Origin of the sequence: Rhodococcus sp. ABRD24 (assembly GCF_004328705.1) — a bacterium.
GTDB lineage: Bacteria > Actinomycetota > Actinomycetes > Mycobacteriales > Mycobacteriaceae > Prescottella.
In genome coordinates this window covers 1,064,575-1,088,185 of record NZ_CP035319.1, presented here as the reverse complement: position 1 = coordinate 1,088,185, position 23,611 = coordinate 1,064,575, and the positions used below count along the sequence as shown (strand labels likewise).

The following is a 23,611-nucleotide window of genomic DNA, read 5'->3' as shown; positions in this document are numbered from 1 at the left end:
GAGAGCGGAATCGACCGGAGCATGCTCGGTCGGGCGTTCCGGGTGCTGAACTCCTTCACTGCCGGACGACCACGGATGACGCAGTCCGAGCTGAGCCGTCGAACCGGGCTGCCGCTGCCCACGGTGCACCGGCTGTGCGCGCAGTTGACGGACAACGGCGCGCTCGAGCGCAACGCGGACGGACGGTACGAGATCGGTGTCCGGTTGTGGGAACTGGGCGCCCTCGCGCCGCGGGCGCACGGACTCCGGCAGGTTGCCATGCCCTATCTGGAGGACCTCTACGAGGCCACCCACGAGAACGTTCAGCTCATCGTGCGTGAAGGGCTCGAGGCCCTCTGCATCGAGCGGCTTTCCGCACGGGGGGCGGTAACTGTGGTCGGCCGCGCGGGCGGCCGGTTGCCGTTGCATGCATCGAGTGGAGGGCTGGTTCTGCTCGCGCACGGGGGAGCCGATCTCCTCGCCGAGGTGCTGGCCGCCGGGCTGGAGCGTTTCACCTCGAACACGATCACCACCGAGCATCGCCTGCGGTCGACGCTCGACGAGATCCGGCGGACCGGGTACATCGTGTGCCGAGAGCATCTCAATATCGGCACGTTGGCCGTCGCGGCGCCGATCCTGCGAGCCGACGGAGCGGTGGCCGCATCCATCTCTGTCGTCGTCAGGGCGACCGACGATCCGGCTCCGCTCATTCCCGCGCTGAGGGCCGCGGCGCGGGGGATCTCTCGCGGGGCGAGCTGACCCGGATCGCCCGGCCGTCGCGGAATTCCGTTCTTTCACTGAGTGAAAGTGATGCTGGTGCGGTAGTCGGCCGGCGGGAACAGTGGTGGCGGTCACGATCTACCTAGGAGTAACCACATGACGAACTCGAGCACCCAGGTCGGCATCGTCGGCGCCGGCCCGGCCGGACTGATGCTCTCCCACCTCCTGCACCTGCGCGGTATCGAATCCGTGGTGCTCGAGGCACGGACGCGGGAAGAGGTCGAAGGCACCATCCGCGCCGGTGTACTCGAGCAGAACACCGTCGACCTGATGGTCGCGACGGGGCTTGGCGACCGGGTGAAGGCCGAGGGCCTCGAGCACCACGGAATCGAGCTGCGCTTCGGCGGGCGTGGGCACCGCATCGCGTTCGACGAGCTCACCGACGGCCGTGCGGTGACGGTCTACCCGCAGCACGAGGTTCTCAAGGACCTCATCGCCAAGCGTTTGGCCGACGGCGGCGATATCCGGTTCGGTGTCTCCGACGTCGAGGTTCATGACCACACCACCGACACGCCGTCCATCACGTACACGGACGCGGACGGCAACCCGCAGACCGTCACGTGTGCCCTCGTCGGAGGCTGCGACGGCTCGCGGACGAAGACCCGCAGCCTCATCCCCGAGCCGTCGATCCGGCAGGATCACTTCCGCCAGTACCCGTTCGCGTGGTTCGGCATCCTCGCCGAGGCGCCGCCGTCGTCCGAGGAACTGATCTACGCCAACCATCCGCGCGGGTTCGCGCTCATCAGCACCCGAACCCAGGAGGTCCAGCGCCACTACCTCCAGGTGGATCCGGACGACTCGGTGGACAACTGGTCCGACGACCGTATCTGGTCGGAGCTGCATGCCCGGGTAGATGGAGAGGGTGCGGAGATCAAGGACGGCAAGATCTTCGAGAAGTCGATCCTGCAGTTCCGCAGCTTCGTGTGCGAGCCGATGCAGCATGGCAATTTGTTCCTGGCCGGCGATGCCGCACACACGGTGCCGCCGACCGGCGCGAAGGGTCTCAACCTCGCCGTCGCCGACGTCTACGTGCTGTCGAAGGGGATGGCCGAGTTCTTCGAGACCGGCAACCGCGGGCGCCTCGATGCCTACACCGAGACAGTCCTGCCGCGCATCTGGCGCACGCAGCACTTCTCGTGGTGGATGTCGTCGATGCTGCACCGCCTGCCCGATGCGTCCGGCTTCGACCACAAGCGTCAGGTCGCCGAGCTGGACATGGTGACCCGATCGGTCGCTGGGCGCACCCTGATCGCGGAGAACTATGTGGGCACGCCGCTCGGCTGATCGGCAGTTCGACCGACCCCGTGTCGGGGGCGGGGCCGGCCGAATCTGAAGGGCAGGCACAGTCATGGTGCGCCTAGCGCCCATCACGCCCGGATGGCAGCACGAAAGGGCCGGTTCCACTGGATGATTCGGGAAATCCAGTGGAACCGGCCCTTGTCTCGTACTCGGGTCAGGCGATGCGCTCGAACACCGCGGCCAGGCCTTGGCCGCCGCCGATGCACATTGTCTCGAGGCCGTAGCGGGCCTCGCGGCGGTCCATCTCGCGCAGCAGTGTCGCGAGGATGCGGGCGCCGGTCGCGCCGACCGGGTGGCCGAGCGAGATGCCCGAGCCGTTGGGGTTCAGGCGCGCGTCGTCGGCCTCGAGTCCCCATGATCGGGTCACGGCGAGGGCTTGCGCGGCGAATGCCTCGTTGAGTTCGATCACGCCCATGTCGGCCAGGCCCAGGCCGAGCCGCGCGAGCGCCTTCTCGGTGGATGGGACGGGGCCGATGCCCATCGTGCGCGGCGGGACGCCGGCGACGGCCCAGCTCGCGAGCCGGGCGAGCGGGCGCAGGCCGAGGGCCTTCGCCTTCTCCGGCGTCGTCACGATCGCGATTGCGGCGCCGTCGTTCTGGCCGCTGGCGTTGCCGGCGGTGACGGTGGATTCGGGGTCGACCTTGCCGCGGATCGGGCGCAGTTTCGCGAGTGATTCGACGCTGGTGTCGGCGCGGGGGTGCTCGTCGGTGTCGACGACCAGCGGGTCGCCCTTGCGCTGGGGGACCGACACGGGGACGATCTCCTGCGCGAACACCCCGTTGTTCTGGGCCGCGACGGCGCGCTGGTGCGACTGTACTGCGAGTGCGTCCTGATCCTCGCGGCTGATGGAGAACTCGGCGCGCAGATTCTCGGCGGTCTCGATCATGCCACCGGGAACCGGATAGTTTCGCCCGCCAGCGGTGACGCGGGCGCGGGCCAGCCGGTCATTGAGTGCCAGCGACTCACCCCGCACGCCGTACCGCATTCCGGTGGCGTAGAACTCGGCTTGACTCATGGACTCGACGCCGCCGGCGAGGACGAGGTCGCTGCCGCCGGACTGGACCTGCATGACGGCCTGGATGATCGCCTGCAGGCCGGAGCCGCAGCGGCGGTCCACCTGTAGGCCCGGAACATCCACGCCGAGACCGGCATTGAGCGCCGCTATGCGGCCGATCGCGGGGGCCTCGCCGCCGGGTGACGCCTGACCCAGGATGACGTCGTCGATGTCGGCACCGGAAATGCCGGTTCGGCCGACCAGTTCGCTGATGACGGTTGCCGCTAGGTCCTCGGGGGCGATGTCGCGGAACACGCCGCCGAAACGGCCGACCGGCGTGCGGAGGGGTTCGCAGATGACTGCGTCAGGCATGGCTACTTCCTTGGTGATGAGATGATTGCGACTGGGTGCGTGCGAGATCGGCCGAGATGGCTTCTGCGGTGGCGACTGCGGCCGGGACGAGGGTGTCGTACACCGCCTCCGTCGAATACCGAGCCGCTTGTGTCGAGATGTTCACGGCCGCAATGACGGTGCCCGAGCCGTCCCGGATCGGTGCCGCGAGGGAGCGCAGACCCTCCTCGAGTTCCTGGTCGACCACGCAGAAGCCGTCGGATCGGATCTTGTCGAGCTCGGAGCGCAGCGCCTCGGGCGTCGCGAGGGTGCGTCCGGTGAGCGGAGTCAGTTCGACCCGTGCCAGGTACGCGTCCAGGTCGGCGGGGCTCAGCCCAGCCAGCAGCACGCGACCCATCGAGGTCGCGAATGCGGGGAAGCGGGTGCCGATCGTGATGGACACCGTCATGATCCGCCGTACCGGTACCCGGGCGACGTATACGACGTCATCCTCGTCGAGGATCGAGACCGAGGTCGACTCGTGGACCCGGTCCGACAGTGCCTCGAGGTGCGGTGCGGCGATGTCGGGCAGCGACAGGCTCGACAGGTAGCTGTACCCGAGTTCGAGCACGCGTGGGGTCAGCCAGAAGGCGGAGCCGTCGGTGCGGACGTAGCCGAGTTCGGTGAGGGTGAGCAGGAACCGGCGGGCCGTCGCGCGGGTGAGGTCGGTGGCGCGGGCGACGTCGCTCAGCGTTCGGCGCGGGTTCTCCGCGCCGAATGCCCTGATGACGGACAGTCCGCGCGCGAGTGACTGGACATAATCGGTCGAGGCTCCGGTCGGTTCGGTCCCGCCCTTGTTCGTCACTGTCAGGAACTCCCCTCGGTGGTACTCGCCAGATCGGCGAGCGCCTGCTTACCGAGCGCGAAGGCCCGGTTGCTGTTCGGCACACCCGCGTAGACCGCGGTATGGAGGAATACTTCCACGAACAGCTCCGGGTCCATGCCCGCGCGCAGCGCGGCGCGGATGTGCATGTCGAGTTCGTGTTCGTTGCCGACAGCGGTGAGGATCGCCATCGTGAGCAGCCGACGAGTCTGGTGATCGAGGCCCTCGCGGGCCCAGATATCGCCCCACGCGGTGCGGGTGATGAAGTCCTGGAACGGTTCCGTGAAGTCGGTGGTGCCGGCGATCGCCCGGTCGACGTGCGCGTCGCCGAGCACCGAGCGGCGCACCGACATTCCGGTGTCGTACACGGCGCGGCGGACCACACCGACGGGCGAGGCGCCGGCGACGTGCTGCGCGATCAGCCGGGTGATCGCACCGGCCTGCTCGACGTTGGCGAGATGCGCTCCGGGAGACAGCACGTGGAACTCGGCGCCCGCGACGCCGTCGGCGATCGCCTGCAGTGCCGCCGGGGGAGTGGGGCCGTCCTGCTCCGCCGCGATCACCATCGTGGGGGCGACGATGCGCGCGAGGTCGGCGCGGCCGTCCCACTCGGACAGTGCCTCGCAGCACGCGGCGTAGCCCTCGTCGGAGGTGCCGCGGACCATCTCGACGTGCCGCGCGACGAGCTCCGGATCACGTTGTGCCAGTTCGGGAGTGAACCAGCGCCCGACGATCGACTCGGCGATCGACGCGATGCCGTCGGCGCGGACGGTCGCGGCCCGGTCCAGCCACGGCTGCGCCGGGGCGAACTGTGCCGCCGTGCACATCACGGTCAGCGTCTGCACCCGTCGCGGGTGGTGCGCGGCCAGCCACTGTCCGACGGCGCCGCCGAGGGACAGGCCCACGAAGTGCACCGCGTCCAGGCCGAGCGTGTCGAGCAGCGCGAGCACGTCACCGCCGAGGTCGGCGATCGTGTACGGGCCGGCCGGGGCGGGGGAGCCGCCGTGGCCGCGGTGGTCGACGGCGATCACGTGGGCGCGGGTCGACAGCGCGCGGATCTGGGGATCCCACATGTGCAGGTCCGAGCCCAGCGAGCCGAGCAGCAGGACCGGTGGGGCGGCGGGATCGCCATGCAGTTCGAAGTGCAGGGCGCAGGGCCCGTCCTGGGTCATTCGAGTCCTCCGAGGGTTCGGTCGGTCTGTGTGCTCCGGACGGCCAGCGCACGATCGACGAGGTCGACGGCGTGGCCGAGGTAGTGCGACGGATTCAGCAGGTCGTGCAGTTCGCCTTCGGTCAGGTGCGCGGTGATTTCGGGATCCTGTTCGAGCGGGTGTCCGGATGCTGCTGCGGCGGAGACGATGTCACGCGCCGTATCGGTGTGCGCGGCGAGCGCCCCGGTGACCCGCTCGGCAAGGATGAGCCCGCCGGTGAGGTCGAGGTTGCGGGCCATCGTGTCGGTGTGGACGTGAAGCCCACCGAGGCTGGATGCCAGCCGATGGGCTGCTCCGCCGGTGAGCCGCAGCAGATCGGTGATCGTCTCCCACTCGGCGTGCCATGCGCCGGCCGCGCGGGCGAACTCGTGGTCCATCGACGACAGGATCGTCGAGACGAGTCCCGGCACCCGCCGGGCGGCGGCGCGGGCGGTGATCGCGGCCACCGGATTCTGCTTGTGCGGCATGGCCGACGATCCGCCCGGGGCACCCTCGGCGAGTTCGCCGAACTCGGTCGAGGCCATTGCGACGATGTCGGTGGCCGGCTTCGACAGCGCACCCGCCACGACGCCCAGCGCGGCTGCCAACGCCGCGACGGGGGTGCGGGTGGTATGCCACGGCACGACCTGCCGGGCCAGACCGAGTTCGTCAGCGAGGGTGTCCGCGATCGCGAGTCCGTGCGGGTGCACGGCCGCGAGAGTGCCTGCCGCGCCTCCGAACTGGACGGGCAGCGCGGACAGTGCATGCTCGAGCCCTGCGGTCGCGTCGTCGAGGCCGGTGAACCAGCACACGGCCAGCGCCCCGAACGTGGTCGGGAGGGCTTGCTGCCCGAGCGTGCGCGCCACCATGGGGGTGGTGCGGTGCAGCCGGGCGAGTTCGGCCGCGGAGTTCGCCGCTGCCCGCAGATCGGCGAGCAGGTGATGACCGGCCCTGCGCGACAACAGCATCAACGCCGAATCCATCACGTCCTGACTGGTTGCGCCGACGTGCACGGCCGAGGTGGGAACACCGTCGGCGGCGCAGGTCGTCCGCAGGATCTTCACCAGCGGTATCACGGGGTTGCCGCCGGCTGCGGACCTGCGGCCGAGGTCGGCGATGTCGAGCCCGCCGGGCTCGGCGAGCCGGGACGCCACCGCCGTCACCGTCGTTGCGTGCTCCGCCGCGACCAGGCCTGCGGCGGAAGCCGCCCGGGACAGGGCGGCCTCCACCTCGAGTAGGGCCACCACCCACGCGCGGTCCGAGACCGCCGCGGCGACGCCGGAATCGCCAGGATTCGGGCCGGCGCCGAAGAGAGGGTCGAACAGTTCGCCGCGGGTGTGGTTCACGAAAGGCTCCTGATCACAGCTCGAAGAACGGCGTCTCGACGCCCTCGGGATCGCTGTCCTGAACATAGACCGTGAGGCGGTAGCCGTCGTCGGTCTTGTGTGCGATCAGCTTGGGCCGCTGCGATTCGGGCAGCGACGCGAGTACCGGGTCGGCGGCGTGTGCGGCGGTGTCCTCGGGGAAGTACAGCCGGGTATACAGGCGCTCGAGCATGCCGCGGGCGAAGATGCCGACGTTCACGTGCGGCGCCTCCACCGTGTCGTTCTCGGCGGGGAGCGGGCCCGGCTTCACGGTGTGGATCACCGCGGTTCCGGTCTCGTCGGCGCCCGCCCGGCCGAAGCCCCGGAATCCCGCAGGCACCGGCTCGAGCACGCCGCGCGGGTCGTCGGTGTGCGTGAAGCGGCCCGCGGCGTCGGCCTGCCAGGTCTCGACCATCGCGTCCGCGACCGGAACTCGATTGCCGTCGATGACGCTGATACGCAGGGTGATCCGGCCGGGTGCGTCAACGGGGGCGGCGTCGGGGCCGTCCTCCCACGGCAGCCCGATGTGCCAGTACGGACCGACCGTTTGCGACGGGGTGACGCCGAACTCGGCCGTGGTGAAGTCGCCGGGTGTGACCGGGTAGAGCGGTGCGGTGTGCTGGGAGGCGGTGTCAGTCATCGTGGTCCTCGTCGGCGTCGAACGGGGTGGCGTCGCGTCCGCGCAGGACGATGTCGAAACGGAAACCCAGGGCCCGATCGGCCACGGTTGCGTCGTAGTCGAAGACGCTGACCATGCGGTGGCGGGCCGCGGCGGGGACGGCGTTGTAGATCGGGTCCTGGAAGAACAGCGGATCGTCCGGGAAGTACATCTGCGTCACGAGGCGCTGCGTGAAGGCCTGGCCGAACAGCGAGAAATGGATGTGGGACGGGCGCCACGCGTTGTCGTGGTTGCGCCACGGGTATGCACCCGGCTTGATCGTGGTGAAGCGGTAGTGGCCATCGGCGTCGGTGACACAACGGCCGACACCGTCGAAGTGCGGGTCGAGCGGAGCGGGCCAGTTGTCACCGACATGCCGGTACCGTCCGCCGGCATTCGCCTGCCACACCTCGATCAGTGTGTTCGGCACGGCCTTGCCGCCCGAGTCGAGGACCCGGCCGTGCACCACGATGCGCTGGCCCTGCGCCTCGCCGCCGTTCGCGATGCTCAGGTCGGTGTCGCCCGGCTGGACGCGATCCGCGCCGAACACCGGGGCAGTGATCTCGGTGAGTCGCTGCGGGATCAACTTCAGCGGCTGGCGCGGGCTGCGCAGACCGGTCGTCTTGTAGTCGGCGAAGTCCGGCGGGGCGTTCACGCCGGCGCCGGGCGACCGGTACTGCGGGGGCAGATGAAGCATGGAAGACCTCTTCGGAAACACGGACGAGGGGAATCGAGAGATTCTGTTCGCAATGTGGACGATGTGACGCTATGCGAACACCCTAGTGCGTTCACGTTCGGCAATCAACGGCATCGGGGTCCAAATGTTCGCTATGCGGACGGTGGTTCACAATACGCACGACTCGTCGTATGCTGGCCGCCATGATGGACAAAGTCATTGACACGCCGGCCGAGGCCGTCGCAGACGTACCCGACGGTGCGACGATCGCCGTCGGTGGATTCGGCCTGGTCGGAGTGCCGGAGATCCTCATCAACGCACTGCTCGAGCAGGGTGCGACGGGCCTGGAGACGGTGAGCAACAACTGCGGCACCGACGGCTTCGGGCTCGGCATGCTGCTCGAGAAGGGGCGCATTCGCCGCACAATCAGCTCGTACGTGGGCGACAACAAGGAGTTCGCGCGCCAGTACCTGTCCGGGGAGCTCGAGGTGGAGCTGACCCCGCAGGGCACGCTCGCCGAGCGTCTGCGCGCGGGTGGCGCGGGCATCCCCGCGTTCTTCACCCCGGCCGGCGTCGGAACGCAGGTCGCCGAAGGTGGCCTGCCCCGCCGGTACGACGGCAACGGCGGCATCGCCGTCGCGAGCCCGGTCAAGGAGACCCGCGAGTTCGACGGCACGACGTATGTCATGGAGCGTGGCATCGTGGCCGATTTCGCTCTCGTGCACGCGTGGAAGGGTGACCGCCACGGCAACCTGGTCTTCCGCCGCAGCGCCCGCAATTTCAACCCGCCCGCCGCCGCAGCGGGCCGGATCACGATCGCGCAGGTCGAACACCTCGTCGAGCCGGGTGAGCTGGATCCCGATCAGATCCACACCCCGGGCATCCACGTGCAGCGCGTCGTGCACGTGGGCAAGGTCACTGTCGGAATCGAGAAGCGAACGGTGCGAGCATGACTCAGGTAGTGACCCAGAAGCTGACCCGCGAGCAGATGGCCGCGCGGGTGGCCCGTGAGCTCTCCGACGGGCAGTACGTCAACCTCGGCATCGGCATGCCGACGCTGGTGCCGAACTACATCCCCGACGACATCACCGTCGTCCTCCATTCCGAGAACGGTGTCCTCGGGGTGGGCCCGTATCCCACCGAGGACGAACTCGACCCCGAACTGATCAATGCCGGCAAGGAGACCATCACGGTCCTGCCGGGCGCGTCGTACTTCGATTCCTCGCAGTCGTTCGGCATGATCCGCGGCGGCCAGGTGGATGTCGCGGTGCTCGGGGCGATGCAGGTCAGCGCCCGTGGTGACCTCGCGAACTGGATGATCCCCGGCCACATGGTCAAGGGCATGGGGGGCGCGATGGACCTCGTCCACGGCGCGGGGCGCGTCATCGTGATGATGGAGCACGTATCCAAGAAGGGCGAGTCGAAGATCCTCGACGAGTGCACCCTTCCGCTCACCGGCAAGGCGTGCGTGCAGCGGATCATCACCGACATGGCCGTCCTCGACGTCACCGACGAGGGGCTGCGGCTGGTCGAGACCGCGCCCGGCGTCAGCGTCGACGAGGTCGTCGCCGCGACCGCCGCGACACTGCTGGTCCAGTAGTAGGCGGCTGCGCCGCCCGTGCGCGCTTTCGGTAGCTCTGGCTACCCAAAGCGCGCACGGGCGCGCAGCGCCAGATGGTCGATCGTCTCCTTCTCGGCGCCGTCGGGCAGGTCGTCGATCGGCCACCAACGCAGATCCTGGGACTCGTCGCTGATCACGATCGGCACGGCCGATGCGGGTCCGGGCGCCCGGACGAGGAACCGCAGATCCAGGTGCCGCGTCGGAACGCCCAGCGAACATGTGATGGGGTGCGTGTGCGCCGACAGCAGCCGCGGATCGATGCGCAGCCCCTCTATGCCCGACTCCTCACGAGCCTCCCGCAGCGCGGAGTCGACGACGGTCTCGTCACTCTCCTCGCAGTGGCCACCCAGCTGGATCCACCGTCCGACCCTCGGATGCAGTGTCAGCAGGACGTGTGAACCGTCCTCGTCCAAGACGAGCGACGACGCCGTGATGTGCCCCGGCGCGTGCTTGCGCAGACAGCCGTCCGGCGCCGAGCCGAGGAACGCGAGCATCGTGTGCCGGAGCGACTCGGCATCGCCGGACTCGGTGTGCCAGTTCTCGAGCGCGTCCACCGCCGAGGCATGCAGCGACTGTGCCGTCATCTACAGCTCCAGCAGCGCGTCGCCGGGCGTGACCGGTTCGCGCACCGTCAACGCCTCGAGGGGATGCCCGACGGCGATCGCGCCGAGCGGCTGCCAGTCGCCAGGCAGCTCCAGCGCCTTCCGTACCGTGTCGGCCGCGAAGATCGTCGAGCCGATCCAGCAACTGCCGATCCCCTTGGCAGCCAACGACACCAGCAGCCCCTGCACGGCTGCACCGACCGCGACGGTGAACATCGTGGACTCGGCGCGTGTGCGGCGTTCGTCCGGGTAGTCGTGCGCGCCGTCCGGGACGCAGAACGGGATCACCACTTCCGGCGCGCGGAAGAGGATGTCGCCCCGCGCTACTCGCCGCTCGATGTGCTCGGCGCTCATGCCGTCTGCAGCGAGGTCCTCGCGCCAGCGCTGCTGCATCGTGTCGAGCACACGCTTGCGTATCTCTGGGGTACGCAGCCATACGAACCGCACCGGCCGGGTGTGGTGCGGGGCCGGTGCGGTGAGCGCCTCGGCGATCGACTCGCGCATCGTCTCGGGATCCACCGGCTCGTCGGAGAATTCGCGGACCGATCGGCGCAGTAACAGCGCCTCGCGGCGGCCCTGTTGGAAGGACTCCTCGGTGCCGAGCCAGAACAGGTCTTCCGGACCCCGCCGGATCAGCTTCTCGGCCGCCGAACCGTCGTCGGCTAGGTCGAGCCCGCGGACCACCGCGATCGGCACGCCGCCGAGCTTGCCCTTCACCAGATCGCCCGCGGCGGCGATCTCGTCGGCGACGGCGACCTCGGTGACGAACAGTTCGTTGCCCTGACTGTCGACCGCGCCTGCGTACGCGTGCAGAACCGGAATGCCCGACGAGCCGATCGCGGCGTCGGTCTGCCCGATTCGCCACGCTCGTCCCATCGTGTCGGTGACCACCACCGCGACGTCGATGCCGAGCCGGCCACGTAGCTCTTCGCGCAGCTTCCGCGCGCTGCCGTCCGGATCCTCCGGTAGCAGAGCAAGTTCAGAGGCGTCGACATTGGAGCCGTCGATACCCGAGGCCGCCTGCACGATGCCGAGCCGGTTCTCGGTGATGAGGGTGCGGCCCTTACGGGCGACGACGCGCACCGCCTCCTGGTCGACGAGTGCGCGGCGGGCCGCGTCGCGTTCCTCGGGATCGGTGGGTGACGCCACGATCCGTCCCTCGACCTTCGAAAGCACCTTGCTCGTGACGACGAGGACGTCGCCGTCGGCGAGCCACGACGCGGCGGCGGCAACGGCGGCGGCGAGGTCGTCGCCCGGCCGGAACTCGGGCAGACCGGACACGGGCAGGATCTCGATCGCGCGCCCTGCGCCGTGGTCGCGGACGCGCCCGGGCGCGCTACCGTCGTTCACAAGTTCACTCCGGCAAGGTCGAATGCGGCCCGCACCATCTCCGCGGTGGTTTCGGGGCTGGACATGATCAGTGGCACGCTGCGCACCTCGACGCCCGGCAGATCGGCCTCGTCGGTGGAGTGGATCAACCACCCGTCGAGGATTCCGGTGCCCGACCGCGCACCGTAGTGGCGGCCGATCGCCTCCGCGGAGGTTTCGACGCCGATCACGTCGAGACACTCGTCGGCCATGCCGCGCAAGGGTTTTCCGCCGATGATGGGGGAGAGGCCGACGATCTTGGCGGTCGTCGTCCGCAGTGCGCCGCGGATACCCGGGATCGCGAGGATGGCGCCGATGCTCACGACCGGATTCGACGGCGCGAGTAGGACGATGTCTGCCGATTCGATCGCCTCGAGCACGCCGGGCGCGGGCTTCGCCTGGTCGGCGCCGATGTACGCGAAGCTGTGGGTGGGGACCTGCGCGCGGTACCGGACCCACCACTCCTGGAAGTGGATCGCACGCTGCTGGCCGGCGGCGGGATCCGTGTGGTTGTCGGGGTCGGTGATGACGACGTGGGTTTCGCTGCGATCGTCGGACACCGGCAGCAGCGCGACGCCCGGCTGCCAGCGGTTGCACAGCGCTTCGGTGACCGCGGAGAGCGGGTAACCGGTACGCAGCATCTGGCTGCGGATGAGGTGCGTCGCGATGTCCCGGTCGCCGAGGCCGAACCAGTCCGGCTGCGCGCCGTAGGCTGCGAGTTCCTCTTTCGCATTCCAGGTTTCGTCGGCGTGTCCCCACCCGCGCTCGGGATCGATCCCGCCACCGAGGGTGTACATGCAGGTGTCGAGGTCGGGGCAGATCCGCAGGCCGTGCATCCACACGTCGTCGCCGACGTTGACGACGGCGGTAATCCGGTGTTCGGCCGAGTCGCCGGAACGGTCAGAGCCGAGCAGGCTCCGAACTCCCTGGAGGAAACGGGCACCTCCGACGCCGCCAACCAATACAGTCACGTTCACGACCCGAAGCCTAGGTGGTGGCGAAGTGGCGAGTGCGACGCCGTCTCATCCGGCCGGGTTGTACCAGAGTGCGCGAGGGGCGTGGGATAGTAAACGACTTTCCCGTTTCAGCTTGACCCCGACACGCACTGGCGTGTCTAATCACATGGATGTCATTCCAGGTTCGAGGGGCGAGTTCACTTGGAGCGGCCCTCGGTTCGATCGATTTTTCGAACTTCGGCCCGGATCGTCATCCGGGCGGGAGCGGCAGCACGAGATTCGATAGCAATCGACAGCAATCGACACTATCTGCGCTACAACAGGTGAGGAGGCGGAGCGATGCCCTACCAGCACTTTGAGTTCGATACCCCTCTGAGCGTGGTCGGCGACGAACCGCGGACCAATTCCGAAGCGGGCGTGGTACCTAGCGTCTGCTACGACGAGTTCGAGCTCGGGGTCACCGTGCCCCAGCTCAGCGTGATTCCAGGCTTCGACGCGTTGTTCGACGCCATCGAGGACCAGTGGCAGGACCGCGCGCTGTGCGCGCAGACCGACCCCGAGGCGTTTTTCCCCGAGAAGGGCGGCTCCACTCGCGAGGCCAAGCGCATCTGCATGGGCTGCGAGGTTCGCGGCGAGTGCCTCGAATACGCATTGTCCAACGACGAGCGATTCGGCATCTGGGGCGGGCTCTCCGAGCGTGAGCGCCGTCGCCTCAAGCGCGGAATCGTCTAGGCGTTTCTGTTGCGCAGTCCATCCGTTGCCTGTCAGTCCCGTTGGCGGTTGTGAGCAGCTGCTGGGACACGTGGTCACCCTGCCGCGGGGGACTCGCTTCCAGCCGCAGTGTGGTGTGCCATCACCGGCCGCCACATCGCGGCTAGCTCGGTCCGCGACTGCACCCCCAGCTTCGCGAGCACCCGGGTGATGTGCTTCTTCACGGTCGACTCGCCGATGTCCAGATGCTTGCTGATTGCGCGATTCGTCCAGCCGTCGGCGACCAACCGCGCCACTTGATGCTCGCGGATGGTGAGCGGGCTGGCATCGACGTGTGCTGCGGCGAGTCGTAGATGCCTTCGTAGCTGTGCCGCGAGATGGGGCCGCAGCTCCGCGAGGATCTCTGCGTCGCGTGGATCGAGGACTGCGTCCCCGACGCCGATGACCCCGAGGAACCCGTGCACCGGTAGTTCGGTGTCGAGCCAGACCATCACCTTGTCCGTAATTCCGTTCGGGACAAGGAAGTTCTCGATGTAAGCGTCTTGGGGTGGGGCAATTGCCGCCTGGAGCAGTTGCGGCAGGCATGCGGTGCCATGCAAGTGCAATACGGTGCGGGCTTGCTCGGTGGCAAAGACGTCGTCCCGGGCGAAACGCGCGAGATAGCTGTCGATCAATGGCTCCGCGAGCCCGACGGTCACTGGGTCCCGCAGTTCCAACTCGAGGGTGGGATGCTGTCCCAGGAAGAATGTCAGGTGCTCGTAGCCGAGCCGCTCCGTCACGGAGTCCAGCACCGCCGCTCGGAACTCCTCCGTGTCCTCCGCCTGCGCGCAGTCGCGCAGCACGCCGAGGATCGAGCGATAGTCGCTGGCGCTCAACATGTGTTCCACCTCTCAGCGTCGGACCCCGACCCTAGGTCGAGTGGCACCGATTCACCAGGGCATCCGAGTAGCACCTTTGGACCATTGCCGCCCCGATGTGATTGCAACCACACTTCTTCTTGCTGATCGAGATGCCCACCAGGAGGAGGACAACAATGTCGCTGACCAACGAAGAGAAGATCGCTCTGCAGCGTGCGACCATTGTCGAGCACATGGCCGCAGAGAACGCCCACGACTGGGAATCCGTGTACGACACCTTCATCCGTGATGACCGCGCGTCCTATGACGTCATTCCGTTCTCCGCCCGCTATGCAGGCTTCGGTGGCGTGCAGGACTTCTATCAGGCGTTCGAGTCTGCCTTCCCCGACTTCGTCCTTGTCAGCACGCACGAGTACGACGTCCCGGGAACGTCCATCCGCGAGGTCACTGTCACAGCCACTCACCAGGGCGAGTTCGCCGGCGTTCCCGCGTCCGGCAACCCGGTGACCTTCGAGCTTGCCGCCTTCTACATTTTCGGCACCACCGACGAGGAGGCCGGCAAGCTGCTGGCCGAGCGCGTGTACTTCGACACCGACACCGTGGTCCGACAACTGCGCGGCGAAGACGGGGGTACCGGCGTCGGCCTTGCCGAGGACGAAAAGGTTGTCGCATGACCGCCGCCCTGACCGTCGATCATGAGATGCGCGAGCTCACCGTCACCGGCGCTCAGGGGTGTGCGCTCCTGGTCCGCGACTTCGGTCCGAGGGAGGCGCCGGCAATCGTCCTGGTCCACGGACTAGGCGCCGACGGACTGGTCTGGCGGCACCAGATCGACGCACTTGCGGGTGAGCACCGCGTCATCGTGGTCGACTTGCGGGGGCACGGCCGGTCCGAGGCGCCGGACGATGCCAGCTACAGCAGCTCGTCGACCTGGGCCGCAGACCTCGCCGCTGTGCTGGCGCAAACCGGGGTCTTCCGCCCCGTGGTGATCGGATGGTCCTATGGCGGACTGGTGGTCGCCGACTACGTCGCCGCTCACGGCACCGATTCCATCGCGGGCATCGCACTGGTGGCGCCCTTGCGCAAGGTCGGCACCGACGAGGCGTTCGGCCTGCTCGCGGAGGTGTTTCTGGGAGTCGTGCCGGGACTGCTTGCGGACACCTTGCCCGAATCCGTGGCCGCCGCGAGAACGTTCGTCGACCTCATCCCCGGCGTGCCGTGGACCGATGCCGAACGTTACGAGCGGCTCGGTGCGGCCCTGACGGTGTCTCCTGCGGTTCGCGCGGCCATGTTCGCCCGCGAATGCGACACCGACTCCGTGTGGGTCGATGTGAAGGTGCCAATGTTGCTCGCATACGGCACGGCGGACCAGATCGTCAAGCAGGAGTCCACGATGTCCCTGGCAGAGCTGCTTCCGGACGCTACCGTCAGCGTGTACGACTCTGCAGGGCATTCGCCCTTCACCGACGCCGCCGACCGGTTCAACCGGGACGTCCGGGACCTCGTCGCCCGAACCCGTTGAGAACAGCGAGGCGCTCGCCTGGGACACCCCGGCCGAGCGCCTCGCTCAACTCGTCACCGTCGTCGCCCGCGCGCTGGTCCAATCGGTCACTCGTCGGTTCCGGGAAACTCGGGGTCGATCAGTTCAGGGTCGACGCCCAGATATGTCGACACCTGTTGCACCAGCACATCGCAGACGAGATCCTCGAGATCCTCGACACCCTTGGCGCGCAGTTCGATCGGGCGTCGGAACAACACGATGCGTGCCCGCGTCGCCGTCCCGTGCCGATCGATGCCGGCCGGGATCAGGCGCGACAGCGGAACCGGGCCGTCCGCTACCACCTCCGGCGGCCAGTTCACCGAATCCGGATCGAGCGCGCGGATTCTCGGGACGTCGTCCACCGCGATGTCGAGCTTCGTCAGCCGATCGTGCCACCGGCCGTCGATTGGTTCGAACGCGCGGAGCACCAGTAGATCGAACTTCTCGGCACGGGTGCGAGCCGCCGGAAGATCTGGCGGCAGGAGTGGCCCGCGGATGCCTCGACCCCGCCGCGACACCGAACGCGAAGTCAGCGGGCGGGGACGTCGAGCTCTGGACATATCCTCGACATTACGACAGCGGGGCGCGTCGCCGTCGTTCCGGTGTGTCCGAGTAGGCCAACCGGTCACATGCGGTTAGTCTCCTTGCTTGTGAGATCACTGCGTCGCTGCGTTCGGCCTGGGTGCAAGAACCCTGCTGTCGCGACCTTGACGTACGTGTACTCCGATTCCACCGCTGTCGTCGGGCCGTTGGCCACTGTCGCCGAGCCTCATTCGTGGGATCTGTGCGACCCGCATGCGTCGCGCATCACCGCGCCCAAGGGCTGGGAACTTGTGCGTTACGAGGGCGGGTTCTCCTCGAGTACGCCCGACGAAGACGATCTGACCGCGCTTGCCGAGGCCGTTCGTGAGGCCGGTCTGGGTGAGCGTCCCCGTGCCGACACCGGATCGTCGGGTGGATCGTCGGAGTTTCGTACCGGCTCTGCTCAGCCGTCGGCTCCGCCGACCGCGCGGACCGGTCGCCGCGGCCATCTCCGGGTCTTACCCGATCCAGCGAACTGACCGGTCGGGTCGAGTTCTCCCAGGCCTCGGTCCAGTCGATTCCCGATGCGGTTCAGCCGATCGGGCAGCCACGGATCCTGCTCGGGAGGCGTGGTCGGGGTACGGACCACTAGGCTCGGTGGGCGAACTTGGTGGCACGACTCGCTCAGACCACCAGCGTGTGCGTTGCATCTACGAACAGCAGGAGTAACCAGTAGTGGCTCGATCTGTCGAATCCGTGAATGCCGTGATCAAAGCCTACGACGTGCGTGGTGTCGTGGGTGATCAGATCGATGACGACTTCGTGCGGGATGTCGGTGCGGCGTTCGCGCGCCTGGTCCGCGACGAGCAGACCGGCACCGAGCCGGTGCACCGTGTGGTCATCGGCCACGACATGCGCGCCTCTTCGCCGGAGCTGTCCCGCGCCTTCGCGGAGGGTGTGACGGCGCAGGGGCTGGACGTGGTGCTCATCGGCCTCGCGTCCACCGATCAGCTGTACTTCGCCTCCGGCATTCTGGACTGCCCCGGTGCGATGTTCACCGCGAGTCACAACCCGGCCAAGTACAACGGGATCAAGTTGTGCCGCGCCGGTGCCAAGCCGGTCGGTCAGGACACCGGACTCGCCGTGATCGCCGGTGAGGTCGCTGCCGGAGTGCCCATGTTCGACGGACCGGAGGGCGAGATCACCGAGCAGGATCTGCTCGCCGAGTACGCCAGCTTCGTGCGTGGCCTGGTGAACCTCGCCGATCTCCGCCCGTTGAAGATCGCCGTCGACGCCGGCAACGGCATGGGCGGGCATACGGTGCCCGCGGTGTTCGAGCCGATGCCGGTGACGGTGCTGCCGCTGTACTTCGAGCTCGACGGGACCTTTCCGAACCACGAGGCCAACCCGCTCGACCCCGCCAACCTGGTGGATCTGCAGGAGCACGTGCGTGCGACAGGCGCCGATATCGGCCTCGCATTCGACGGCGACGCGGACCGGTGCTTCGTGGTGGACGAGCTGGGTAACCCGGTGTCGCCGTCGGCGGTGACCGCGCTGGTCGCCGAGCGCGAGCTTTCCAAGGAGCCCGGCGCCACGATCATCCACAACCTGATCACGTCGCGGGCGGTCCCGGAACTGGTCGAGAAGCTCGGCGGCGTCGCGGTGCGCACCCGGGTGGGCCACTCCTTCATCAAGCAGCAGATGGCCGAGACCGGTGCGGTGTTCGGCGGTGAACACTCCGCCCACTACTACTTCCGCGACTTCTGGGGAGCCGACTCGGGCATGCTCGCGGCCCTGCACGTCCTCGCCGCGCTCGGGGAACAGGATCGTCCACTGTCCGAGCTGATGCGCGAGTACGAGGGTTACGCGGCGTCCGGCGAGATCAACTCGACTGTCGCCGACGCCTCCGAGCGCACCGCGGCCGTCGTCGCGGCGTTCGGTGACCGCACGGTATCGGTGGACCGCCTCGACGGCGTCACCGTCGATCTCGGTGACGGCGCCTGGTTCAACCTGCGGGCATCCAACACGGAGCCATTGCTGCGACTCAACGTCGAGGCGCGCACCACTGCCGATGTGGACGCGCTGGTTGCGGAGATCCTCGGAGTTGTCCGCGCCTAGTCAGTGATTTGCTGGGATACTCGAGGCACCTGAACTCGTCGGGGAAGCGAGTGGGAGAAAGGGAGGTGTGTTCGCTATGACAGCTCCGTCGTCTCTACTCGATCTCGACGACGCCGAGGCGCTCCTCGCCGCCGATGTCGATGGTGCGCTGCGATTCGCCGCACTCGGTGGCGCCCAGATCCGGGCTACCGCTGCAGCCGTCGACGAGGACGGACTGACGCGGCTGCGCGGTCTGCAGCCGCGTAGCGTCGTGCTCGTCACCGGTAATGGCCGGGCCGCTCGCGCGGCCTCCCTCATCGTGGCTGCAGTAGGCGATCGGCTCGGTGTCCCGCTGCTCGGCAGCGGGGGCACACCGATATGGGCCGGGCCACTCGACATCGTCGTCGTGGCCGGTGACGACGCTGGTGATCCGCGGCTCGCCGAATCCGTCGACAGCGCACTGCGCCGTGGCGCCGAGGTGGTGGTGGTCGCCCCCGCCGAGGGGCCGTTGCGCGCCGCTGGAGCCGGCCGCGCGATGGTGTTGCCGCCCCGCGTCGCGGTGCCCGAGCAGCACGGTCTGTTGCGCTACCTGACGGCCTTTCTCGCGGTGCTGGCCGCTGTCGAGGCGGGTCGTTCCACGTTGTTCCTGCCGGATCTGGGGCGGCTCGCAGATGCGGTGGACGAGGAGTCGCTGCGCGATCATCCGCGCAACGAGTTGTTCCACAACCCGGCCAAGTCGCTCGCCGCCCGGATGCAGGGTAGGCGCGTGGTGCTCAGCGGTGATTCTCGCGCGACGGCGGATCTGGCCCGGCACGGCAGCGAGGTGTTGCTGCGCAGCGGCGCTGCGGTGACCGCGGCTGCGGACCTGTCCGATGTTCTGGCTGGAGCACACAGGTTCGAGCCGGATACCTCCCCGATGCCGCCAGGCTACGACCCGCTCTTTCACGACGAGCAGTTGGATGGCCCCGTGCCCAGTGCGCCGCTGCGCTTCATCGTGCTTGCGTCGGAGGCTGGACGAACCCAGGTGGAGCGCCGGATCGCCGCGCTCGCGGATGCAGACGTCGTGGTCGCGTCGTCGGAGGAGGCCTCGATGACGATCGCACCCTCGGATCGGTCCGCGGTGTCCCCGCGGACCGAGATCGAACAGATCGCAATTCTCGCCGGCCGGCTCGAGATGAGTGCGGCCTATCTACGGTTGATCGGTGGTAACTAGTGCGCCAACTCGAAGGTGCGCTCCGGTCTTACGCATGGGGGTCACGGACCGCGCTCGCGGAGCTGTGCGGGCGTCCCAGTCCCAGTGCGCATCCGGAAGCGGAACTCTGGCTGGGCGCGCATCCCGGCGATCCGGCCCGAGTGATCGAGGACAACGAACCCCGTTCGTTGTGGGACGTCGTAGCCGAGGCACCGAGGCGTGAACTCGGTGAGCGGAGCATTGCAGCTTTCGGGGAACGGTTACCGTTCCTGCTGAAGGTACTGGCGGCGGAGGAGCCGCTGTCGCTGCAGGCACATCCGAGTGCCGAGCAGGCCCGCGAGGGATTCGAGCGGGAGGAGCGGTCCGGGGTTCCGGCCGACTCGCCTATGCGCAATTATCGCGACGGTAGCCACAAGCCCGAACTGGTGGTCGCGCTTACCCGGTTCGAGGCCCTCGCCGGATTCCGTGACCCGCACCGGACGGTCCGGCTACTCGGTGCGCTCGACGTGCCGGAGCTCGAGAACTACGTTGCGCTGCTGGCGGGTCAGCCGGATCCCGACGGCCTCCGGGCCCTGTTCACCACCTGGATCACGTTGCCGCCGCATGCTTTGGCCGCGTTGCTGCCGCGCGTGCTCGACGGCTGTGTCGGCTATCTTTCGTCCCGGACTGATCCGGCCGATACAGAGTTCGTTCCCGAGGTTCGGACCGCGCTCGAACTCAGCGAGGGCTATCCGGGTGACGCGGGCGTGCTCGCGTCGTTGTTGCTCAACAGGGTGACCCTCGAGCCGGGCCAGGGCCTGTTCCTCGACGCCGGAAACTTGCATGCATACCTGCACGGAACGGCGGTCGAGATCATGGCGAACTCCGACAACGTCCTGCGCGGCGGGCTCACGCCCAAACACGTCGACGTCCCGGAGTTGTTGCGGGTCCTGGATTTCGAGTCCGTCGATGTCCCGGTGCTCACGGCCGAGGGGACCGAGCGGGCGGGGGAGTTCGTCTACCGGACACCGGCGCCCGAGTTCATGCTGTCGCGGATCGACCTCGATGCGTCCGGCGCGAGCGCCGTGGCGGTCGGCGAGGTCGATTCGGACGGACCGCAGATCCTGCTGTGTACGTCGGGTGCTGCGAAGCTGTCCAGCGGGTCGCAGTCGATGATGCTCGAGCGGGGAGCTGCCGCATGGATCTCGGCTGCGGACAACGAAGTTCAGATCCAGGCGTCCGCAGAGGACACACAGATCTTCCGGGCCGGGGTCGGCGCTCTCCTGTCCTGACCGGGGGATCCCGCGGGTTGCCGGTAATCCTCGATCGTCCCGTAGCCTGTGAGCCGCGCAGGGTCCAGGAGAGGAGTAGCCAGTGTCGGCTCACGCGGGTAAGAAGGCGATTCTCGCGGCATTGACCGCGAACGCGGGTATCGCGGTGGCGAAGTTCACGGGTTTCCTGATCACCGGATCGTCATCGATGCTGGCGGAATCGGTTCACTCGGTCGCAGACACGTCGAACCAGGGCCTGCTCCTGTTCGGCCAGAATCGCGCCGAGCAGCAGGCCGACAAACTGCACCAGTTCGGGTACGGGCGCAACCGGTACTTCTATTCGTTCGTCGTGGCGCTGGTGCTGTTCACCCTCGGCTCGCTGTTCGCGGTCTACGAGGGTGTGCACAAGATCCAGCATCCGGAGGACCTGTCCTCGCCGATCGTGGCCGTAGTGATCCTGGTGGTCGCGATCGCGCTCGAGTCCTACAGCTTCCGCACCGCGGTGAAGGAATCTCGTCCGCTCAAGGGCAAGGCGAGCTGGTGGAGCTTCATCCGCACCTCTCGCACCCCCGAACTGCCCGTCGTGCTGCTCGAGGACGCCGGCGCACTGATCGGCCTGGTTCTCGCTCTCGGCGGCGTCGGACTGACGATGCTCACCGGTGAGCCGGTGTGGGACGGCATCGGCACTCTCTGCATCGGCGTGCTACTCGGGGTGATTGCGATCGTTCTCATCATCGAGATGAAGAGCCTGTTGATCGGTGAGGGTGCCACGCAGGACGAGGAAGACCGTATCCTCGCGGCTCTCGTCGACGGGGTGCGGATCGATCGGGTCATCCACTGCCGGACGCAGTATCTGGGTCCGGAGGAGATCCTGGTCGCGGCGAAGGTCGCGATCACGCCCGGATCCGGGATCGAGGATGTCGCGACGGCGATCGACGAGGCGGAATCGCGCGTCCGTGCGGCCGTGCCCGCGGCCCGTCTGATCTATCTCGAACCGGACCTGTACCGCGTCGCGGGGAAGTAGTCGGTTCGGCAACGGCCGACGAGGAAACCGTGCTGGGCGCGGTGACCGGGCATACGCTTGACGATCATCCCCACCTCCAGAGGAGGCTGCGATGGCGTCACCGGACCGCAGGGGCACGAAGAGCCGCTCCGGGCTGTTTCGAACCAAATCGATCGAGCAATCGATCCTGGAAACCGACGAACCCGAAACGAAGCTACGCAAGGATCTGACTGCCTGGGACCTGACCGTTTTCGGCGTCGCCGTCGTGATCGGTGCCGGTATCTTCACGCTCACTGCCCGGACGGCCGGCAACGTTGCCGGACCTTCGGTGTCACTGGCCTTCGTGTTCGCGGCGATCGCGTGTGCGCTCGCCGCGCTGTGCTACGCCGAGTTCGCGTCGACAGTGCCCGTCGCGGGCAGCGCGTATACATTCTCTTATGCGACATTCGGTGAATTCGTCGCATGGATCATCGGCTGGGACCTCACTCTCGAGTTCGCGCTCGCCGCATCGGTGGTCGCGAAGGGCTGGTCGCTGTATCTCGGAGAAGTTCTCGGAAGTGCGTCGCCGATCCTGCACATCGGATCGGTGAAGGTCGACTGGGGTGCGGTGCTGATCGTCGCGATCATCACGGTTCTGCTGGCGACCGGGACCAAGCTGTCATCACGTGTTTCGGCCGTCATCACCGCGATCAAGGTCGCGGTGGTGCTGTTCGTCGTCGTGGTGGGAGCCTTCTACATCAAGAGTGCCAACTACTCGCCGTACATTCCGCCGTCGGAGGCCGGTTCCACCGGGGAGGGCATCCGCCAGTCGCTCTTCTCGTACGTGACCGGCGCTGGCGGCAGCACGTTCGGCTGGTATGGACTGCTTGCCGCAGCCAGCCTGGTGTTCTTCGCATTCATCGGATTCGATGTGGTCGCGACCACTGCCGAGGAGACCAAGGATCCGCAGAAAGCACTGCCGCGAGGCATTCTCGGCTCGTTGGCCATCGTGACCGTCCTGTATGTCGCGGTTTCGCTGGTGCTCACCGGGATGGTCAAGTACACCGATCTTGCGGGTGACGACTCGACCCTCGCGACCGCCTTCGCCCTCAACGGGATGGAATGGGCGAAGAACCTCATCTCGTTCGGCGCGCTCGCCGGCCTCACCACCGTTGTCATGGTCTTGATGCTCGGGCAGAGCCGCGTGTTGTTCGCGATGTCGCGGGACGGCCTCGTACCGCGGTCGCTCGCGCCCACCGGGCGCCGCGGCACACCGGTGCGGATCACGGTGCTGGTCGGAGTCGTCGTCGGACTTCTCGCGGCGTTCTTTCCGATCGGCACGCTGGAGGAGATGGTGAACATCGGCACGCTCTTCGCGTTCGTGCTGGTTTCGATGGGTGTTGTGATTCTGCGCCGGACCCGCCCGGATCTGCCCCGTGGATTCAGGGTGCCGCTCGTGCCGCTGGTGCCGATCCTGGCCGTGGTCGCGTGCCTGTGGCTGATGGTCAATCTCTCGATCGAGACGTGGTTGCGGTTCGTCGTGTGGATGGCGCTCGGCATTGTCGTCTACTTCGCTTACAGCCGCAGTCATTCGATACTCGCGGTCCGCGCGAGAGCGGCGGAGCGGTAGGCGCCCTGGTCCGCGTCGATCGCCGCGGGTGATTTACAAAATTACTAGATTTGTCTAGTCACAGTACGAGCTGACGGGTATCGTCCAATTCATGGTGATGTCGCTCACATGAGCGGTCTCGTGAAAGGGG

Annotated in this window: 24 protein-coding genes; 13 read left to right on the top strand and 11 right to left on the bottom strand. The window is 67.7% G+C overall.

The window, feature by feature from the left end:
• Positions 1 to 21: 21 nt before the first annotated feature.
• On the top strand, positions 22 to 738 hold the full coding sequence (locus ERC79_RS04840) for an IclR family transcriptional regulator (RefSeq protein WP_131580754.1): 717 nt from the start codon (positions 22 to 24) through the stop codon (positions 736 to 738).
• A gap of 117 nt (positions 739 to 855) precedes the next feature.
• On the top strand, positions 856 to 2,043 hold the full coding sequence (locus tag ERC79_RS04835) for a 4-hydroxybenzoate 3-monooxygenase (RefSeq protein ID WP_131576209.1): 1,188 nt from the start codon (positions 856 to 858) through the stop codon (positions 2,041 to 2,043).
• Between the two features lie 169 nt (positions 2,044 to 2,212).
• On the opposite strand, the gene ERC79_RS04830 is transcribed toward ERC79_RS04835, so the two are convergent.
• Genes ERC79_RS04830 through pcaH form a run of 6 tightly spaced genes read right to left on the bottom strand, consistent with a single transcriptional unit; the run spans position 2,213 to position 8,174 of the window.
• Complete coding sequence (locus ERC79_RS04830; RefSeq protein ID WP_131576207.1) at positions 2,213 to 3,424, bottom strand: acetyl-CoA C-acetyltransferase; 1,212 nt, start codon at positions 3,422 to 3,424, stop codon at positions 2,213 to 2,215.
• Complete coding sequence (locus ERC79_RS04825; protein WP_207390484.1) at positions 3,417 to 4,253, bottom strand: IclR family transcriptional regulator C-terminal domain-containing protein; 837 nt, start codon at positions 4,251 to 4,253, stop codon at positions 3,417 to 3,419. The genes ERC79_RS04830 and ERC79_RS04825 overlap by 8 nt, the downstream gene beginning before the upstream one ends.
• A complete protein-coding gene (gene pcaD, locus ERC79_RS04820; RefSeq protein WP_131576203.1) occupies positions 4,250 to 5,437 on the bottom strand; it encodes a 3-oxoadipate enol-lactonase in 1,188 nt (395 codons plus the stop codon). The genes ERC79_RS04825 and pcaD overlap by 4 nt, the downstream gene beginning before the upstream one ends.
• The gene (locus ERC79_RS04815) at positions 5,434 to 6,801 is read right to left on the bottom strand and encodes a lyase family protein (RefSeq protein ID WP_131576201.1); all 1,368 of its coding nucleotides are present in this window, start codon (positions 6,799 to 6,801) and stop codon (positions 5,434 to 5,436) included. The genes pcaD and ERC79_RS04815 overlap by 4 nt, the downstream gene beginning before the upstream one ends.
• Positions 6,802 to 6,814: 13 nt before the next feature.
• The gene (pcaG, locus tag ERC79_RS04810) at positions 6,815 to 7,459 is read right to left on the bottom strand and encodes a protocatechuate 3,4-dioxygenase subunit alpha (protein ID WP_131576199.1); all 645 of its coding nucleotides are present in this window, start codon (positions 7,457 to 7,459) and stop codon (positions 6,815 to 6,817) included.
• Positions 7,452 to 8,174, bottom strand: a complete 723-nt coding sequence (pcaH, locus tag ERC79_RS04805) for a protocatechuate 3,4-dioxygenase subunit beta (protein ID WP_131576198.1) — start codon at positions 8,172 to 8,174, stop codon at positions 7,452 to 7,454. Before pcaH ends, pcaG begins: the two co-directional genes overlap by 8 nt.
• Before the next feature lie 185 nt (positions 8,175 to 8,359).
• On the opposite strand from pcaH, the gene ERC79_RS04800 reads away from it, so the two are divergent.
• Together ERC79_RS04800 and ERC79_RS04795 are read left to right on the top strand one after the other, a co-directional pair.
• Positions 8,360 to 9,106 (top strand): CoA transferase subunit A, encoded by a 747-nt coding sequence (locus ERC79_RS04800; RefSeq protein ID WP_131580752.1) that lies wholly within the window; start codon positions 8,360 to 8,362, stop codon positions 9,104 to 9,106.
• Positions 9,103 to 9,753 carry a CoA transferase subunit B gene (locus tag ERC79_RS04795; RefSeq protein WP_131576196.1) on the top strand — a complete coding sequence of 217 codons (651 nt, stop codon included), beginning with the start codon at positions 9,103 to 9,105 and terminating at the stop codon, positions 9,751 to 9,753. Before ERC79_RS04800 ends, ERC79_RS04795 begins: the two co-directional genes overlap by 4 nt.
• Positions 9,754 to 9,794: 41 nt before the next feature.
• Here the strand turns inward: ERC79_RS04795 and ERC79_RS04790 are convergent, their stop codons facing one another.
• The 3 genes from ERC79_RS04790 to cofD are packed head-to-tail and all read right to left on the bottom strand — an operon-like array spanning position 9,795 to position 12,721.
• Complete coding sequence (locus ERC79_RS04790; protein ID WP_131576194.1) at positions 9,795 to 10,358, bottom strand: NUDIX domain-containing protein; 564 nt, start codon at positions 10,356 to 10,358, stop codon at positions 9,795 to 9,797.
• Entirely contained in the window at positions 10,359 to 11,726 is a 1,368-nt protein-coding gene (locus tag ERC79_RS04785) for a coenzyme F420-0:L-glutamate ligase (protein WP_131576192.1), read from the bottom strand. It abuts the gene before it with no gap.
• Positions 11,723 to 12,721, bottom strand: a complete 999-nt coding sequence (gene cofD, locus ERC79_RS04780; RefSeq protein ID WP_131576190.1) for a 2-phospho-L-lactate transferase — start codon at positions 12,719 to 12,721, stop codon at positions 11,723 to 11,725. The genes ERC79_RS04785 and cofD overlap by 4 nt, the downstream gene beginning before the upstream one ends.
• 441 nt (positions 12,722 to 13,162) lie before the next feature.
• Here cofD and ERC79_RS04775 point away from each other — a divergent pair, with 441 nt between their 5' ends.
• Positions 13,163 to 13,432, top strand: a complete 270-nt coding sequence (locus ERC79_RS04775) for a WhiB family transcriptional regulator (RefSeq protein ID WP_207390483.1) — start codon at positions 13,163 to 13,165, stop codon at positions 13,430 to 13,432.
• 74 nt (positions 13,433 to 13,506) lie between these two features.
• Here ERC79_RS04775 and ERC79_RS04770 read toward each other — a convergent pair whose 3' ends face one another.
• A complete protein-coding gene (locus ERC79_RS04770; RefSeq protein WP_131576187.1) occupies positions 13,507 to 14,289 on the bottom strand; it encodes a helix-turn-helix transcriptional regulator in 783 nt (260 codons plus the stop codon).
• Positions 14,290 to 14,444: 155 nt separating this feature from the next.
• On the opposite strand from ERC79_RS04770, the gene ERC79_RS04765 reads away from it, so the two are divergent.
• Positions 14,445 to 14,942, top strand: coding sequence for an ester cyclase (locus ERC79_RS04765; protein ID WP_131576185.1), 498 nt, complete (start codon positions 14,445 to 14,447; stop codon positions 14,940 to 14,942).
• Entirely contained in the window at positions 14,939 to 15,790 is an 852-nt protein-coding gene (locus ERC79_RS04760) for an alpha/beta hydrolase (protein WP_131576183.1), read from the top strand. The genes ERC79_RS04765 and ERC79_RS04760 overlap by 4 nt, the downstream gene beginning before the upstream one ends.
• Positions 15,791 to 15,876: 86 nt before the next feature.
• Here ERC79_RS04760 and ERC79_RS04755 read toward each other — a convergent pair whose 3' ends face one another.
• Complete coding sequence (locus tag ERC79_RS04755) at positions 15,877 to 16,368, bottom strand: metallopeptidase family protein (protein ID WP_131576181.1); 492 nt, start codon at positions 16,366 to 16,368, stop codon at positions 15,877 to 15,879.
• A 90-nt stretch (positions 16,369 to 16,458) separates the two neighbouring features.
• On the opposite strand from ERC79_RS04755, the gene ERC79_RS04750 reads away from it, so the two are divergent.
• From ERC79_RS04750 to ERC79_RS04725, 6 genes are all read left to right on the top strand, one after another.
• On the top strand, positions 16,459 to 16,869 hold the full coding sequence (locus tag ERC79_RS04750) for a DUF3499 domain-containing protein (protein ID WP_131576179.1): 411 nt from the start codon (positions 16,459 to 16,461) through the stop codon (positions 16,867 to 16,869).
• Positions 16,870 to 17,065: 196 nt separating this feature from the next.
• Entirely contained in the window at positions 17,066 to 18,448 is a 1,383-nt protein-coding gene (locus tag ERC79_RS04745; RefSeq protein ID WP_131576177.1) for a phosphomannomutase/phosphoglucomutase, read from the top strand.
• A gap of 76 nt (positions 18,449 to 18,524) precedes the next feature.
• Positions 18,525 to 19,640: a tobH protein gene (locus ERC79_RS04740; protein WP_131576175.1), complete on the top strand. Its 1,116-nt coding sequence runs from the start codon at positions 18,525 to 18,527 to the stop codon at positions 19,638 to 19,640.
• A complete protein-coding gene (manA, locus tag ERC79_RS04735) occupies positions 19,640 to 20,890 on the top strand; it encodes a mannose-6-phosphate isomerase, class I (RefSeq protein ID WP_131576173.1) in 1,251 nt (416 codons plus the stop codon). Before ERC79_RS04740 ends, manA begins: the two co-directional genes overlap by 1 nt.
• A gap of 82 nt (positions 20,891 to 20,972) precedes the next feature.
• On the top strand, positions 20,973 to 21,893 hold the full coding sequence (locus ERC79_RS04730; protein ID WP_131576171.1) for a cation diffusion facilitator family transporter: 921 nt from the start codon (positions 20,973 to 20,975) through the stop codon (positions 21,891 to 21,893).
• A gap of 91 nt (positions 21,894 to 21,984) precedes the next feature.
• Positions 21,985 to 23,481 carry an amino acid permease gene (locus tag ERC79_RS04725; protein WP_131576169.1) on the top strand — a complete coding sequence of 499 codons (1,497 nt, stop codon included), beginning with the start codon at positions 21,985 to 21,987 and terminating at the stop codon, positions 23,479 to 23,481.
• Positions 23,482 to 23,611: the final 130 nt, after the last annotated feature.